This is a genomic window from Vreelandella sp. H-I2 (assembly GCF_052959335.1).
Genome location: NZ_JBRAMC010000008.1, coordinates 149,706 through 163,964, shown reverse-complemented (window position 1 = coordinate 163,964; position 14,259 = coordinate 149,706). Strand labels below are relative to the sequence as shown.

16 protein-coding genes are annotated in these 14,259 nt (G+C 46.9%); 13 read left to right on the top strand and 3 right to left on the bottom strand.

The genetic code is table 11. The annotated features are described in order from the left end of the window. Window positions 1-97: 97 nt before the first annotated feature. From ACUVOF_RS18975 to ACUVOF_RS18915, 13 genes are all read left to right on the top strand, one after another. Window positions 98-1,018: a glycosyltransferase family A protein gene (locus tag ACUVOF_RS18975; protein WP_447045822.1), complete on the top strand. Its 921-nt coding sequence runs from the start codon at window positions 98-100 to the stop codon at window positions 1,016-1,018. After that, complete coding sequence (locus ACUVOF_RS18970; RefSeq protein ID WP_447045821.1) at window positions 1,015-2,160, top strand: glycosyltransferase; 1,146 nt, start codon at window positions 1,015-1,017, stop codon at window positions 2,158-2,160. Before ACUVOF_RS18975 ends, ACUVOF_RS18970 begins: the two co-directional genes overlap by 4 nt. Beyond that, window positions 2,150-2,794 (top strand): sulfotransferase family 2 domain-containing protein, encoded by a 645-nt coding sequence (locus ACUVOF_RS18965; protein ID WP_447045820.1) that lies wholly within the window; start codon window positions 2,150-2,152, stop codon window positions 2,792-2,794. The genes ACUVOF_RS18970 and ACUVOF_RS18965 overlap by 11 nt, the downstream gene beginning before the upstream one ends. Before the next feature lie 3 nt (window positions 2,795-2,797). Further along, window positions 2,798-3,880 (top strand): glycosyltransferase family 4 protein, encoded by a 1,083-nt coding sequence (locus tag ACUVOF_RS18960; RefSeq protein WP_447045819.1) that lies wholly within the window; start codon window positions 2,798-2,800, stop codon window positions 3,878-3,880. Window positions 3,881-3,906: 26 nt separating this feature from the next. Continuing rightward, window positions 3,907-5,148 (top strand): ArnT family glycosyltransferase, encoded by a 1,242-nt coding sequence (locus tag ACUVOF_RS18955; protein ID WP_447045818.1) that lies wholly within the window; start codon window positions 3,907-3,909, stop codon window positions 5,146-5,148. Between the two features lie 3 nt (window positions 5,149-5,151). Then, window positions 5,152-6,264, top strand: coding sequence for a glycosyltransferase family 4 protein (locus ACUVOF_RS18950; protein ID WP_447045817.1), 1,113 nt, complete (start codon window positions 5,152-5,154; stop codon window positions 6,262-6,264). Then, window positions 6,261-6,929: a sugar transferase gene (locus ACUVOF_RS18945; protein WP_447045816.1), complete on the top strand. Its 669-nt coding sequence runs from the start codon at window positions 6,261-6,263 to the stop codon at window positions 6,927-6,929. Before ACUVOF_RS18950 ends, ACUVOF_RS18945 begins: the two co-directional genes overlap by 4 nt. Further along, window positions 6,926-7,759, top strand: a complete 834-nt coding sequence (locus tag ACUVOF_RS18940; RefSeq protein ID WP_447045815.1) for an aldolase/citrate lyase family protein — start codon at window positions 6,926-6,928, stop codon at window positions 7,757-7,759. The genes ACUVOF_RS18945 and ACUVOF_RS18940 overlap by 4 nt, the downstream gene beginning before the upstream one ends. Then, window positions 7,756-8,742, top strand: a complete 987-nt coding sequence (locus ACUVOF_RS18935) for a D-2-hydroxyacid dehydrogenase (RefSeq protein WP_447045814.1) — start codon at window positions 7,756-7,758, stop codon at window positions 8,740-8,742. The genes ACUVOF_RS18940 and ACUVOF_RS18935 overlap by 4 nt, the downstream gene beginning before the upstream one ends. 1 nt (window position 8,743) lies before the next feature. Further along, entirely contained in the window at window positions 8,744-9,793 is a 1,050-nt protein-coding gene (galE, locus tag ACUVOF_RS18930; protein ID WP_447045813.1) for a UDP-glucose 4-epimerase GalE, read from the top strand. 2 nt (window positions 9,794-9,795) lie between these two features. Continuing rightward, window positions 9,796-11,073, top strand: coding sequence for a Vi polysaccharide biosynthesis UDP-N-acetylglucosamine C-6 dehydrogenase TviB (gene tviB / locus ACUVOF_RS18925; protein WP_447045812.1), 1,278 nt, complete (start codon window positions 9,796-9,798; stop codon window positions 11,071-11,073). Between the two features lie 179 nt (window positions 11,074-11,252). After that, window positions 11,253-11,423 carry a lasso RiPP family leader peptide-containing protein gene (locus tag ACUVOF_RS18920; protein WP_447045811.1) on the top strand — a complete coding sequence of 57 codons (171 nt, stop codon included), beginning with the start codon at window positions 11,253-11,255 and terminating at the stop codon, window positions 11,421-11,423. Between the two features lie 191 nt (window positions 11,424-11,614). Further along, window positions 11,615-12,646 carry a hypothetical protein gene (locus ACUVOF_RS18915; protein WP_447045810.1) on the top strand — a complete coding sequence of 344 codons (1,032 nt, stop codon included), beginning with the start codon at window positions 11,615-11,617 and terminating at the stop codon, window positions 12,644-12,646. Window positions 12,647-12,748: 102 nt separating this feature from the next. On the opposite strand, the gene ACUVOF_RS18910 is transcribed toward ACUVOF_RS18915, so the two are convergent. The 3 genes from ACUVOF_RS18910 to ACUVOF_RS18900 all read right to left on the bottom strand — a co-directional run bounded on the left by ACUVOF_RS18910 (window position 12,749) and on the right by ACUVOF_RS18900 (window position 13,854). Continuing rightward, window positions 12,749-13,222 carry a lasso peptide biosynthesis B2 protein gene (locus ACUVOF_RS18910; RefSeq protein ID WP_447045809.1) on the bottom strand — a complete coding sequence of 158 codons (474 nt, stop codon included), beginning with the start codon at window positions 13,220-13,222 and terminating at the stop codon, window positions 12,749-12,751. Between the two features lie 8 nt (window positions 13,223-13,230). Beyond that, on the bottom strand, window positions 13,231-13,524 hold the full coding sequence (locus ACUVOF_RS18905) for a PqqD family peptide modification chaperone (protein ID WP_447045808.1): 294 nt from the start codon (window positions 13,522-13,524) through the stop codon (window positions 13,231-13,233). Between the two features lie 186 nt (window positions 13,525-13,710). Further along, window positions 13,711-13,854 carry a hypothetical protein gene (locus tag ACUVOF_RS18900; RefSeq protein ID WP_447045807.1) on the bottom strand — a complete coding sequence of 48 codons (144 nt, stop codon included), beginning with the start codon at window positions 13,852-13,854 and terminating at the stop codon, window positions 13,711-13,713. Window positions 13,855-14,259: the final 405 nt, after the last annotated feature.

The window sequence follows — 14,259 nt, the reverse complement described above, 5'->3', positions numbered from 1 at the left end:
CAATATCAATTGACATTTAATAGTTTGTTTTATTGAAATCATCCAGTAAATGATTCGCAGACAGTATAAGCCCCGTACAGAAAGTGGATACTATGCTATGTTCTCTGTAATTATTCCTGTTCATAATAAAAAAGAACATGTCGTCGCGGCGATTGAGTCTGTTCTCGCCCAAACGTACCATGCGTATGAATTAATTCTAATTGATGATTGTTCTACTGATGGCAGTTTAGAACTGATCCTTCCTTACGAATCAGACAGGATTAAAATTTATAAACGGGATATACCTGGCCCAGGCGGCTATGCAGCTAGAAATTTGGGTGTCGAGAAAGCTAACTATCAATGGATAACATTTCTAGATGCGGATGATGTTTGGTATTCTAATCATCTTCAGACAGCCTATGAATTAATTCATAAATATCAGCAGGTAAGTTTTTATAGTTTCTCTCGAGATAAAATTTTTAAAAATGAAAAAAATAATTTTTCCCACGCTCAGGAAGAGCAGATTGATTGTGACGTAGCCTTGGAGAGGTTTTCACATAAAGACATCTTCCATACAAACGCGGTTGTCATAGATAAAGACCTTTTTATTGATACGGGGGGGTTTCCAGCGGGGCAATGTAAGCGAGGAGGCGATAGCGATCTCTGGCTCAGGCTATTGCTCAGCTGTAGTTCAATAGTGGTATCGCCTGTCATAACTTCATGTTATGCACTAGATAACAGTGGTGTTATATACGGTAAATCGAAGGTGGAAAAACAGCACCCCGTTCAGAAAACGGTTATGCGCTTTATAGAGAAAAACCCAGACAAGGAAATTAATATTTCGTTAAAACGATTATCTAATCGAAAGAATTTCTCCTGGCTGGCTGCACGAAAACGAAGCGGTGATCTTAACTTTTCAGACCTGAATATTATTTACTTCTCCTGTCTTGATAAGTCCGGGTTTAAACAACTGCTAAAATTCATGGTTCCACTTCCTGTTTCAAATTTTTCGGCTACATTCAAGAAGCGTTCATTATGAGAATTACTTTTGTTTGCTCATCATTTGGTGGCGGCGGTGCCGAGAAGGTTGCTGTCAAGCTATCAAGCGCTCTTGCTGACATGGGACATGATGTCAGTTATGTTTACTGGAAAACAAAGGAAGGACAAGAGTACAGCGTAGATGCTAATGTTAAGTTAAATAAAATTTATACTGCTAATCCTTTGGTAAGAGCATGGGCTATTAGCCGGTTAATTAAAAAAGATCGCCCTGATGTAGTTATTTCCTTTACTGATATTCCTAACATCATTGCATACCTAGCATGTGCGTTAGCTTGGCCTTATAGATGCTTGCGTGTGCCTAATGTTAGAACAGATGTGGCAGAGAAATATCGTAATTTGAGAAAAACGCCGTTGATAAGGCTACTTTCCTTTCTGCATGGCATGGCGTGTAAAAGGGCACCCATCGTGCTGGTAAATTCGGAAGATTCTGGTGCTTCTCTATGCGATTATTATCATTTCAGCGAAAATAAAGTGCACTGTATATATAACCCGGTCTTTGACGAGCTTCCCCATGTTTTTCCATGCGTAAAAAGTGCGGATATTGGGGAGAAAAAGAGAATAAAAGCGATCAATATCGGAAGGTTAACAGAAGCTAAAGATCAACTAATGTTAATAAGGGCTATTGATCATTCAATTAATGAGCTTGGAATCGATATAGAACTTGATATATATGGTGAGGGCGACTTATTTGATGAGTTGCAAAAAGAGATAGTCCGTCGGGGGCTTACTGATCGTGTTCATCTGAAATCTTTCGATCCGGATATAGAAAAGAAAATAAAATGTTATCATCTTTTTCTTTTTGCATCTCGCTGGGAAGGTCTTCCTAACGCATTGATCGAGGCGCTGGGAAGTGGTGTCGAAGTGATATCGACAGATTGCCCTAGTGGGCCGAGAGAAATACTCGATGATGGCCGCTTTGGTAGTCTCGTTGATATCGGAAACTATCAACAAATGGCAGAAACCATTGCGCGCCTTTATCCCGAAGGTGGTTACTTTATTCCCAATAACGCTAGTGCCAGGGAAATGAGTGATGAACTCAAGAGTCATCTTGAGAAATTTACTATCCCATTTGTGACGTCACAGTATGTACAATTGGTATCAAGGAAGATAAATGAACAGTAAAGACGTCAAGCATAAATTAAATTTGTTTCGGCGATATCCGCACTGGAAAAGTAATAATTGTATATATATACATATACCTAAGGCGGCGGGTACGAGTTTAAATAAGGCTATTTATGGTCGCACGTTAGGTCATTACACTGCTAGTGAGATACAGTCTCTCTTTCCAAAATTGTTTGGAAAAGCGTTTGTATTCTCTTTTGTTAGGAACCCATGGGACCGTGTTCTGTCGGCTTATCGTTTTGCGAAAGTCGGTAAGACCAATAGCATGGGTATGTATCGTCCTGAGCAATATCAGATTCCACAATTTGATAATTTTGAGCGATTTCTTTTTGAATGGCTTGCTAAACAAAACCTGGAAAAGGTTGATTTCGTCTTTCAGCCACAAAGCAAATTTATAGTGGGTAAACATGGTCATCTTCTTACTGATTATATAGGTAAGGTAGAGAGCATGGATGCTGACATTAAGTATGTCGAGTCGAAGCTGGAGAAGAGTATTAATGTCGGCCGCGAAAACACCACTTCTGATCGGTCCGACTATCGTAATGAGTATGTCAACGATGACATGGTTGAGTTGGTAAGGTCTATGTATAGCGATGATGTAAGTCGGTTCAATTACGATTTTAATAAGAGTTAGTTTATGAGAATTCTCCATGTTATCTCTTCTGCTGCAGCCGGTGGGGCTGAAATATATGTCAGAGATCTTTCTATAGAGATGGTCAAGGCTGGGCATAATGTATTCATTCTTTTTTTAGATAGAGCGGCAGAGGCAGGAAGAGACGGCGATTTTGAAGCAAAGTTTTTGCTAGAAATCGAATTGCAAGGCATTGAGTATGGGTTTATCGGCGCTGATGCTCGCAAAAAACCATGGCGTGGCATTAATAAATTGAATGCCGTGGCATCAGAGTTTTCACCCGATATCGTACACTGCCACTTATATTATGCAGCAATCTTTTCTCTTTTCGTGAAAAATGCAAAAGTCGTTTATACCCATCATAATATCCGCCTTGGTGCCAAACCAATAATCTATAAGCTTTTGGATATGAAGGTGTCCAGATACATAGGTATATGCCAGGCTTGTAAGGAACTGCTCGAAGGCGTATCTCGTAAAAAAGTGGTGCGAATTGATAATGGTGTTACCCCAGCGCGCATACAAAGAAGGCTAAGAGGTAGTGAAGAAAAGGGTAGTGAAGTAGTTAAATTGATAAGCGTCGGACGCTTGTCTGATCAGAAGAATCTTGTACTTCTTATATCTTCGCTTGCCAAGTTAGTTGAAGGTCGCTATCAATTGAAAATTGCTGGTGAGGGGCCTTTGCGCGAGAGCCTTGAGCAGCTTGCAAATGATAAAGGCATATCGGCCCATATTGAATTCTTGGGAAACGTGAGCAATGTCGATGAGCTACTTTATGAAGCCGATATTTTTGTTATGTCGTCTGCCTGGGAGGGCCTACCTATTGCGCAGATAGAAGCCACCCTGAGCGGTCTTCCAGTGATAGTGACCAATGTCGGTGGCTGTGCTGAAATCGTGCACAAAACATGTAATGGGATTGTTGTCGATGAGCTGGACGAAGAGTCTTATGCTCAGGCGTTAGATAAAATGCTAACAAACCATAGCCTGCATCATTTGTTTTCCCAAAATGCCCTTGCCTACTCGAGCGACTATTTGATAAAGACTTCTGCCGATAAGCACATTGCTTTATACAATGAAGCCCTGACAGCCTAGTTACTGTCCCTTTAAATGAGATTTATATGATACCGGCGCTATTCGTTATTGTTATGTTTGCACTGTCGTTAGTTTTTTGTTTGATAGTGTCTATAAAGCATCGCTGGCTGCTTTGGCCGATCATGTTTGGGTTTGCTTTTCGGTTGCTGTTGATGTTTCTTAACTACTACGGAATATTCGCTCCGCCGGGTGCTACGGGTGATGCCGTTGTATTTTCAAGAACGGCTTATGAATGGTCACAACTTGAATGGGATAGTTTATTCAATACCTTCAATTACAGTGCTTCTTATGTGTATAGCACAATGGGAGCCGTCTTTATCAAGGCCTTTGGTTATAATAACTTCGTATTACCTGTATTAAACTTTTTTGCAGGCCTGATAGGAATTTTTCTTACTGGCATTATGGCTTATCGCTTATGGGGAAGAAAGCCTGCAGTGATCAGTGCTTATATCATGGCCCTTTTCCCTTTTGCGGCGTTCAACTCAGTGATAGCGCTGCGCGAAGAATTTTCAATTGTTGTCTTTTTACTTGGTCTTTATTTCTTTTTAAATTGGGTTTCAGGTAAGGGTACCATCTGGATTTTTGCTGCATTCTCAATGTTCGCTGTGGCACTTATGATTCACCCAGGTTGGATCGGTGCGATGGTCGGAATTGCCTTATACCTGGGGTATTTCTCTTTTAGGACCCTGGTTGCTTCAATTAAGGGTGGGGCAACGACGCGCCAAGTCGCAAGTAAGTTCTTATCGGCTATTGCGCTCTTTTCTGTAGCAACTCTGATTGTCGTGGGTAGTGGGGGGATAAGTCTCGCCAAGGGGATAACTATTGGTGGTGATAACGAGGAAGAAGGGGTAGATGAACTGATTGAATCCCGTTTTCAGAGTGAAGGTCGAGGCGGCTCGGCTTATCCTGGGTTCATTGCAAAAGGTAACCCCTATACCCAACCGTGGTTAATTCCGATGCGAATCGTATACTTTGCCTTTTCACCATTTCCTTGGGATTTGCGCAGTCCGCGGCAAGTTCTGGGGATAGTAGCATCTGCCATGTATTTATTTCTTGCTTGGCGTCTCTATAAAGGCTGGCATCAGGTCAGACGTAAAGAGGAGTGTCTTGCGTTGATGTTTATGGCAGGTGCTTTGATATTCGTTTTCGCTATTGGGGTAACTAATTTTGGTACAGCAATCAGGCATCGAACGAAATTCTTGGCAATCTGTACGTTGCTTGCCGCTTCATCTTTCAATCAATTGACAATTCGACTGAAAAGGCATTGATTCGTGGATCTACTAATCATCGCAGGGAATGCACGCTCTCTGATAGCCAATAGAGGGGATTTAGTAAAGGATATGCAGGCACGGGGTTTGGTCGTGGCAGCGGCAGTGCCCACCGCAGACTATCTCCCTGAGGTGGAGGAGCTTGGCATTGAGATATTCCCGATCGAAATGGGGCGTACCGGTATCAATCCGGTACACGATCTCAAGACACTGTGGTCGCTTTACCGTTTGATTCGGCGGCTAAAGCCCAAAGCCACATTCGGGTATACCATCAAGCCCGTGGTTTATGGCAGCCTTGCCTCCAAAGCTGCCGGTGTACCCCGCATTTACTCCATGATTACCGGGCTTGGCCATGTGTTCACAACTGATAGCGCCAAGAATCGTCGCTTGATGAAGGTCGTTTCGCTGCTCTATCGCGCAGGTCTTGCCTGTAATCGTAAAGTCTTCTTTCAAAATCCTGATGACCTTCAAGAATTCACCGAGCGAGGAATTTTGCGCGATACAGGCAAGGCCGTTCGTACTTATGGGTCGGGTGTAGATATTCAGCGTTTCCCAGCCACTCCGCTCCCCGAAGGGGAATTGACATTCTTGTTTATCGGACGGTTGCTGACCGAGAAGGGAGTCGCAGAGTTTTGCAAGGCGGCAGTTCAGCTACGAGCTGAGCACCCTGCGGTACGTTTTATCGCCGTAGGACCGCACGATCCTAACTTACCGCACTCATGTGCTGCCGAAGACTTGCAGCGTTGGAAGCAAGAAGGGGGGGTGGAATTCATTGGTAACGTTGCGGATGTTCGCCCGTGGATTGCGCAGTGCTCTGTTTTTGTGCTGCCGTCGTATCGTGAGGGTACGCCACGTTCGGTGCTCGAAGCGATGAGCATGCGACGACCAATTATCACCAGTGATGCGCCAGGCTGTCGGGAAACCGTCGAAGATGGTGTGAACGGGTTCTTAGTGGCACCACGTACCAGTGTGCCTCTGCTTGAGGCAATGCGTAAGTTTGTCGAACAGCCGGCGCTATTGCCGCAGATGGCAGAAGCGTCGAGGACCTTGGTCGAGCGGCATTATGATGTTCGAAAGGTAAACAAAGTGATTCTTGAAGCAATGGAGCTGGCATGAGGGAAAGCATTAAGCGACTTTTCGATGTAATTGCCAGTGGCGTCGGCTTGATTGTGTTGTCGCCGCTGCTGTTATTAATAGCGGTATGGATCAAGCTTGATAGCAACGGGCCTGTGTTCTTTTTGCAACAGCGCGCCGGGCGCAATGAACGGCCCTTCAAAATCTTCAAGTTCCGTACCATGGTACATCGGGCGGCTGAAACCATCGACCAGCACAAAGAACAGGTGGTTAGCGCTAGGCATGATCCACGGATTACCCGAGCCGGACGCATCATCCGCGCCACCAGTCTTGATGAGTTACCCCAGCTTATCAATATTTTAAATGGTGATATGAGTGTAGTGGGGCCTCGCCCTGTGCTTATGGAACAGACCGAAGTGGTGCCCCCGGGTTATAAGAGACGCTTTAATGTTCGTCCAGGCTTAACTGGGCTTGCCCAGGTGAAGGGGCGTCGTAGCATTGGCTGGTTACAGCAACTAGCTTTTGACGCTGAGTATGTCGATAAGCAAAGCCTCGCATTCGATTTCAGAATCTTGCTGCTGACAGTCAAGGTGGTTGTGACGGGGGGCGGGGTTTACGGAGAGTCGGGACTGAATTGGCGTACCTACCGTGATCGACTGAATGGCCATCCTCCACGGGATAGTGATGTTGAGGAGGCAATGCGATGAGTCAACTCAGCTTAATGATGATTACCGCCAGCCCTGATGTAGCTTCCTTCATCGAACAACATGGCGTGGATCGAATTTTTATGGATCAAGAGGTGCTGGGAAAGGCTGAACGCCAAGGGCATTTGGATACCCATAAAGCCGCACACTCATTGGAAGAGATCGCCTCTGTCGCCAAAGTCCTCAAGCAGGCAGAGTTGATGGTGCGGCTTAACCCTCTACATGCATCGACCCGCCAAGAAGTGGATGCAGCCATTGCTCATGGCGCCCAACGTTTGATGTTGCCGATGTTTTCCTCACGTGCCGAGGTAGGTCAATTTCTGGATATGGTTAATAGCCGTGTCCCGGTTACTTTTCTCGCAGAGACCGCTGCCTCGTTGGTGCGACTACCCGATTGGCTAGGATTTCTTACGCCGGGGCGTGACGAAGTGCACATCGGCTTGAATGATCTCTCGTTAAGCATGGGCTTAAGCTTCCTGTTTGAGCCCATGGCGGCACGCTTATTAGACCCCGCCGCCGCCGCTCTCAACCAGGCAGGCGTGACCTGGGGCGTGGGTGGCGTCGCACGTATCGGACAGGGCGAATTACCCGCCGAAACGGTGATAGGCGAGCATGTTCGTCTCGGTTCGCAATGGATCATTCTGTCACGGGCGTTTCACTCCGGGGCCTCGACATCGGCTGACCTGCTCGAAACAATCGATTTCCCCGCCGAAATCACCAAACTGCATCAGGCTGAAACGCATTGGCGCAGCGCCGACGAAACATCATTACTCGCCAACCAGCGGCAACTTGCTGAATGTGCTTACCGCCTGGGTAGTCGGAGTGGGACATGATGTCATCACTTTCTGACCCCATCCGCTGTGTGCTCTATCTCCAAAGGCCCGAGGTGCTTTCAAAGCAAAAAGCGCTGGTAATTCAAATCTTACAGTCAGCGCTCCCGGATGTGGAGCTCCTCTTTGCCGGCAGCGTAGAGGCAGTACCGAGACATACGAAGGTCGATGTAATAATTACTCCGACGCTGCCATGGTTACCCGCTGCGCTGGCCCGATTGGACCACTATCGATGGATACACTTTCTCTCCGCCGGGGTCGAGAAGATCTGGGACATGGACTTCGACAAATCCTCAATTTTGATGACCAAGAGCAGCGGTGTGCATGGTGCTCCAATGAGCGAATATGCCATGGGTACCATGCTCTACTTTGCCAAGCAGTTTGGCCGCTTTCATGACTTGGCCAAGCAGGCGCTTTGGCAGCGCAGCTGGCTTGATGAACTCACAGGCAAACAGCTCACAGTACTCGGCTTGGGGCATATTGGTCAGAGCCTGGCCCAGCGTGCCAAGGCCTTCGATATGCAGGTGGTCGGCACTCAGCGCACTCCTCGCTCGATAGCAAATGTTGATCGTGTTGTCGCCCTTGAGGATGTCGGATCAGAACTGGCACGCTCGGATTTTTTAGTGTGCTGCCTACCACTCACAGAAGCTACCAGGGGCTTGGTTAGCGATAAGTTACTGAGCCAGCTTAAACCCGGCGCAGTGCTGATCGACATTTCCCGCGGTGGGGTAGTGAGGGGAGATGCAGTGCTCAGGGCGTTGGAGGCAGGGCGACTCAAAGGAGCCGCCTTGGATGTATTCGAACAGCAGCCACTGCCGCCGGAATCTTCTTTGTGGATGCGCGAGGATATTTTGATCACACCGCATGTGTCGGGGACTACACCGCACTATCTAGAGCGGGCGCTGGGCGTCTTCATCGATAATCTGAGCGCTTACCAGCAGGGTAACCCTCTTACAACGGCGGTGAACATTGATGCCGGATACTAAGATGCAACAACACAAAATTTTGGTGACAGGGGGCGCAGGATATATTGGCTCACATACCACGTTGGTACTTCTTGAGGCGGGTTATGAAGTCGTAGTGTTGGATAGCCTCGTTAACGCCTCACAGGAATCTCTACGCCGTGTAGAACACATTACGGGCCGAACCTTGACCTTCATCGAAGGCGATGTTCGTGATCGCGACTGCTTAGACCAGCTATTTAATAAGCATGATATCCATGCCGTGATTCATTTTGCAGGATTGAAAGCCGTTGGTGAGAGTGTCGCGAAGCCTTTGGCCTACTATGACGCCAACGTAGCGGGCACAGTCACTCTATGCCAAGCCATGCAGCAGGCAGGCATTTTCCGTTTGGTGTTCAGTTCATCGGCGACGGTTTATGGCCCTGATGCGTTGGTGCCGTATCACGAAAACATGCCACGTGGTCGGACTTCCAATCCCTACGGCACCTCTAAATCGATGGTAGAGCAAGCTCTTGAAGACCTTGTTCTGAGCGATAGCCGTTGGTCAGTAGCATTACTGCGTTACTTCAACCCGATCGGGGCGCATCCCTCAGGCCGGTTGGGGGAAGACCCGCAAGGCATTCCCAATAACTTGCTGCCCTATATCGCTCAGGTGGCGGTGGGGCGTAGGCCTTCATTGACGGTTTTTGGTAATGACTATGCTACCCCAGACGGCACCTGCGTGAGGGATTACCTTCATGTAATGGACCTTGCTGAGGGACATGTCAGTGCATTGGATCGGCTAACCTTCCCTGGCGCGCACATCTATAACCTGGGGACTGGCCATGGGCTAACAGTGCTACAGGTGGTGGCAGCTTTTGAGCGTATCAGCGAACGGCCGATTCCTTATCAGTTTGCCCCGCGGCGCGAGGGTGACCTCGCTGCCTTCTGGGCAGATCCAAGCAAAGCCGAAAAGGAACTAGGGTGGCAAGCGCGACGAGGCCTGAATGACATGATGGCCGACACCTGGCGCTGGCAGCGCGATAATCCCCAGGGGTATCGCTCCGAGATCAATACTACATCACAAGGAACATAGTAATGCTGAGCATAGATAACGTTCGTTTAGGCGTCATCGGCCTGGGATACGTAGGACTGCCACTCGCTGTGGAGTTTGGCAAGGTAATGCCTACTGTTGGTTTTGATATCAACGCTAAGCGCATCGCTGAGTTGAATGACGGTATCGACCGTACCTTGGAAGTAGAACAGGCATTACTGGCAGAATCTACCCAGCTTAGTTTTACCAGTGATTTGGAAGCGCTTCGTGAATGCTCTGTTTATATAGTCACCGTGCCTACACCCATTGATGAAAGCCGTCGACCCGATCTGACACCGCTGATTAAAGCGAGTGAAACCCTGGGGCAAGTGGTGAGTAAAGGTGATGTAGTCATATACGAATCCACCGTCTATCCGGGAGCGACAGAAGAAGACTGTATTCCTGTTGTAGAACGCATTTCTGGGTTGGTTTACAACCAGGATTTCTTTGCGGGTTATAGTCCCGAACGTATCAACCCAGGCGATAAAGAGCACCGCGTAACCACGATTAAGAAAGTTACCTCGGGCTCAACAAAAGAAGCGGCTGAGTTTGTGGATGCGCTCTACCGCCGGGTGATCACCGCGGGTACCCATCTAGCCAGTAGCATTCGCGTCGCGGAAGCCGCTAAGGTTATTGAGAATACTCAGCGCGACGTGAATATTGCGCTGATCAATGAATTAGCCCTGATATTTAACCGGTTAGGAATTGATACTGAGGAGGTTCTGGCGGCGGCTGGTACTAAGTGGAATTTTTTGCCGTTTCGTCCTGGTCTCGTCGGCGGGCATTGCATAGGGGTTGATCCTTATTATCTTACGCATAAAGCTCAGCAGGTTGGCTATCATCCTGAGGTCATTCTTTCAGGGCGCCGTATCAATGATGGTATGGGGGCTTACGTTGCTAGTCAGCTGATTAAGCAGATGATTAAAAAGCGTATTCATGTTGAGAAGGCACGGGTACTGGTGATGGGTTTAACATTTAAAGAAAACTGCCCTGACCTACGTAACACCAGAGTGGTAGATATCCTTGCCGAGTTGGCTGAGTACGATATACAAACAGATGTTTATGACCCGCACGTAAATAAGCAAGAAGCCGAGCAGGCCTACGGTATTTCGCCTATAGAGTCGCCAGAGGCCTCTGCTTACGACGCCATTATAGTGGCGGTAGCGCATAATGAGTTTAAAGACTTATCGGTCGCTTCCATGCGCGGTTGGGGTAAACCCCTTCATGTTCTTTACGACCTGAAATATTTGCTGCCTAACGGGGAAGCTGACCTGCGGCTTTAAGCGTTACTCGACTTTTCTCTTCCGAACCTTGTTTCAATTGTTTATTGTAATTTTGTGTATCTCTATGTAAAGTTGGTGGTGTTTAGCGCAGTTCTGTTGTGACAAGCATGGTTTACTCAGCCGCTTAAGTAGAATCAGTGAGCAGACCAAGCAATAAAACCAAAAAAAGGAGCTTAGAAATGGAAAAGACCAACGTACGTAAGGTATATGAGAGTCCTGCTCTAATAGAGATCGGCTCAATGGAAGAGATCACTGAAACCTTTTGGTGGGGCGGGGGTGGCTGGTGGTACGGTGGTCATAAGGGTGGTCATAAGGGTGGTCATGGCCATCCAAACTCCCCTGATTCCTAAGCGGTTTTGTAAACTTAGGCTATAGGGTTGTTCTTTTGTTGCCACGAATATTACATATTTATGCTTCTTAAGGCCTGCAGCGTTAATGAAGCTGCAGGCTTTTTTATGCCTCCAACAAGCGCTGATACATATTTAGTTGGTAACTGATACCAATAGCAATACGTTTGTCAGAATATATCAAGGGAATAAAGATGGCTGAGAGACATGCTACCAACACCGCGGATGATAGTCTGTTAGATCAAAAAGAGCGGCGGGGTAATCTACCCGCCATAGAAAAGCGTTATTACTACCTTACTTATGGTCTAAAAATTTGCTCCACGCTTGAGCTGCCTGAGCTACCTGAAATCGAACCATGCGGCCAACCGGATGTATTTGTAACGACTCCGGGCGTCGTCGATCGTCTTGAAGACGGTACCTATCTTAGAAACTGGTTGGAAGTGGGCGACGACCGTTGTCAGATTACAGTTGAAGGTATTGCTCGCTATCGTGTTGAGGAGGGGCAGCGCATTTTGCTGGACCGTCGTATGCCCCAAGGCGTAGATACAGTGGCTGATCCTGGCGATGTACGCCTGTTTTTGTTAGGTAGTGCCCTGGGAGCGTTGTTGCATCAACGTCATTGGCTACCGCTTCATGTAAGTGCGCTAAATACGCCTGCTGGTGCATGGGCATTTACCGGCCACTCAGGTGCGGGTAAGTCGACAATGAGCGCGTGGCTACACTATACGCAGCAGTGGCCTTTAATTACCGATGATGTGGCGGTAATCAAGCCTGATGAAACTGAGCCACTTCTTCATCCTGGACCAGCCCGCGCAAAGCTTTGGCGCGATGCGTTAACGGCATTAGGTATAGAAACGAAAGGGCTCGTACGCGACCTTATGCGTGCTGATAAGTTTCACATAATGATGAATAAAGGGGTTCGTTATGATGCCCATCGGTTAAGGGCATTAGTTCAATTAGAACGTGCTGATGAAGGGGAAGAGGCAAGTCTGGAGAAAGTGTCAGGTGTCGAAGCTTTCAAGATAGTGATGGGTGCTATCTATCGGCCAGAATTAGGCAGTGAATTTAATACAGATGAACAGCTTATGCGGGAATGTATTCGTTTGGCGCAGCAGATTCGTGTTTATCGCTTTCGGCGCCCATGGTCACTAGACGATATGGAAAAAAACTTAGCGCCATTACTTGATGAGATCCAAGACCAGGCGGAAGTGCAAAAAGGAAAATAAGATTAAGGGCTAATGTGGATAATTTGATTAAGCTTAAGGAAAGCTGGCGTAGTTAACGCCTGCTTTTTATTTATCGCATTATTTAAATTAACTATATCTTTATTAAGGTTTAGTGTAGCAACCCACAATTGTATAAAATTGAAAACTTTGTCCTCCGGAAACAGGTATACGGCCTGCAGTTACCCAAGCGTGTGCTTTAAATTCATGGGTATCGGGGTCCCGGCAAAGGCCGAAATAAAGCGAATAGGGGATGCGGTAGAGGCCCAGAAGAATACGTGCTGTAATCGCTTGAGGAAAGCAATTGGCAACCCAGGGACAGTAACGGGCGGTTAAACGAATAACACGCGCTATGTCTATCGCTTGCGCCTCTTGTTTGCTTGTCAAAAGGTGTGAGTAGGCACATAAGCCTACAGGTTTGCCAAGATAGGGAGCCAAGCGTCGGAAGGTTATAGTAATGATCAACAGCCGGCTAATGCCTAGCATTAGCCAAACCGGTACAAACCAAATCTTTGTAAAGGCTGGTTTCCGGAAAAAACTTAAGGCTTTCCCATTCGGTATTTTCAAGGAATTAAACACGCTAGACCTTACTTTTTGACTGGTTCAATCAAGTTGACCTTCATGAGGTCTTGTGTAAAACGTGTTATATCTTGATGGCAGGTGTCGTTATCTATGTCGTACTCCTGACAAATAGAGTTTACTAGGTCATCAACGGTTGCAGGCGTTTCAAGTAATTCCCAGGCACGGGCACCCACACCAGAGATACCGTAATAGCGGCCCAGTTTCTCATTCATCATGACGAGATCACCGTCAAGGTTAGCAGCGACCATATCGGGGTTGCGTTGCAATAAAGTAGTTGAAGAAAATGTCGTCGATGTCATTGTATTGTCTTCATTGTCCATATGAAAATTAATGAGGAGTCGGTTACTAACTATAGCAGATTATAATGGCATGAATTAAAAGAACATCATCGAAATACGTTTGCTACGTACAATTGCTACGCACCATAAAGCCGCACGCCACAAAGAGTGGCATGCGGTCACTGCTTACCAGCATATTACCCTTAATCATGAACCAGGGATGTATGCTGTGCCATTCGGTCCGTTAACTGTATCTGAATTTTCCTGGTTACCTAATTCGGTAATATCTTTCATAGCCCCTAGCTCTTGTAGCGTAGGGGTTTCATAGGTTTTGCGATCCGTTTGTATCATGTCGATCTCCTTTAGATGGTCGGTTGCATTGCCGCATGCAACAACCCCACTATAGTAACTTGTTTGTTACTCGTCCATACCTATTTGTTACATTTAATTACTATTAATTTTATTCATCATGGTGTATGAGATTTGTCATTAAAATCCTGTCATGTTCTTCCAAAACCTAACCTCATCCGGCTAGATGTTGCGTAGTGATGTGTTTTTAAAGCGAAGAGTGCTTGTTTTTCTGTCGGCCACTCTCCTGGAGGTCGAGGCCATGAAGGGTTTGCTGATAAAAAAATAGTCACGCCTATAGCCTCAACAGCGGCTGCTGGGCACCTGCTTGACTACCCCCGGTTACACGGCTCGTTAAATTATTTGCTTTCCATTGAGGTGCGGTTCAGAAGAGTGGGCCTAGGGGGC

Excerpts from the sequence above, each read along its gene's own strand:
- ACUVOF_RS18975 (WP_447045822.1), top strand. The coding sequence starts at position 98 with ATGTTCTCTGTAATTATTCCTGTTCATAATAAAAAAGAACATGTCGTC.
- ACUVOF_RS18970 (WP_447045821.1), top strand. The coding sequence starts at position 1,015 with ATGAGAATTACTTTTGTTTGCTCATCATTTGGTGGCGGCGGTGCCGAG.
- ACUVOF_RS18965 (WP_447045820.1), top strand. The coding sequence starts at position 2,150 with ATGAACAGTAAAGACGTCAAGCATAAATTAAATTTGTTTCGGCGATAT.
- ACUVOF_RS18960 (WP_447045819.1), top strand. The coding sequence starts at position 2,798 with ATGAGAATTCTCCATGTTATCTCTTCTGCTGCAGCCGGTGGGGCTGAA.
- ACUVOF_RS18955 (WP_447045818.1), top strand. The coding sequence starts at position 3,907 with ATGATACCGGCGCTATTCGTTATTGTTATGTTTGCACTGTCGTTAGTT.
- ACUVOF_RS18945 (WP_447045816.1), top strand. The coding sequence starts at position 6,261 with ATGAGGGAAAGCATTAAGCGACTTTTCGATGTAATTGCCAGTGGCGTC.
- ACUVOF_RS18940 (WP_447045815.1), top strand. The coding sequence starts at position 6,926 with ATGAGTCAACTCAGCTTAATGATGATTACCGCCAGCCCTGATGTAGCT.
- ACUVOF_RS18935 (WP_447045814.1), top strand. The coding sequence starts at position 7,756 with ATGATGTCATCACTTTCTGACCCCATCCGCTGTGTGCTCTATCTCCAA.
- galE (WP_447045813.1), top strand. The coding sequence starts at position 8,744 with ATGCAACAACACAAAATTTTGGTGACAGGGGGCGCAGGATATATTGGC.
- tviB (WP_447045812.1), top strand. The coding sequence starts at position 9,796 with ATGCTGAGCATAGATAACGTTCGTTTAGGCGTCATCGGCCTGGGATAC.
- ACUVOF_RS18920 (WP_447045811.1), top strand. The coding sequence starts at position 11,253 with ATGGAAAAGACCAACGTACGTAAGGTATATGAGAGTCCTGCTCTAATA.
- ACUVOF_RS18915 (WP_447045810.1), top strand. The coding sequence starts at position 11,615 with ATGGCTGAGAGACATGCTACCAACACCGCGGATGATAGTCTGTTAGAT.
- ACUVOF_RS18905 (WP_447045808.1), bottom strand. The coding sequence starts at position 13,524 with ATGACATCGACGACATTTTCTTCAACTACTTTATTGCAACGCAACCCC.
- ACUVOF_RS18900 (WP_447045807.1), bottom strand. The coding sequence starts at position 13,854 with ATGATACAAACGGATCGCAAAACCTATGAAACCCCTACGCTACAAGAG.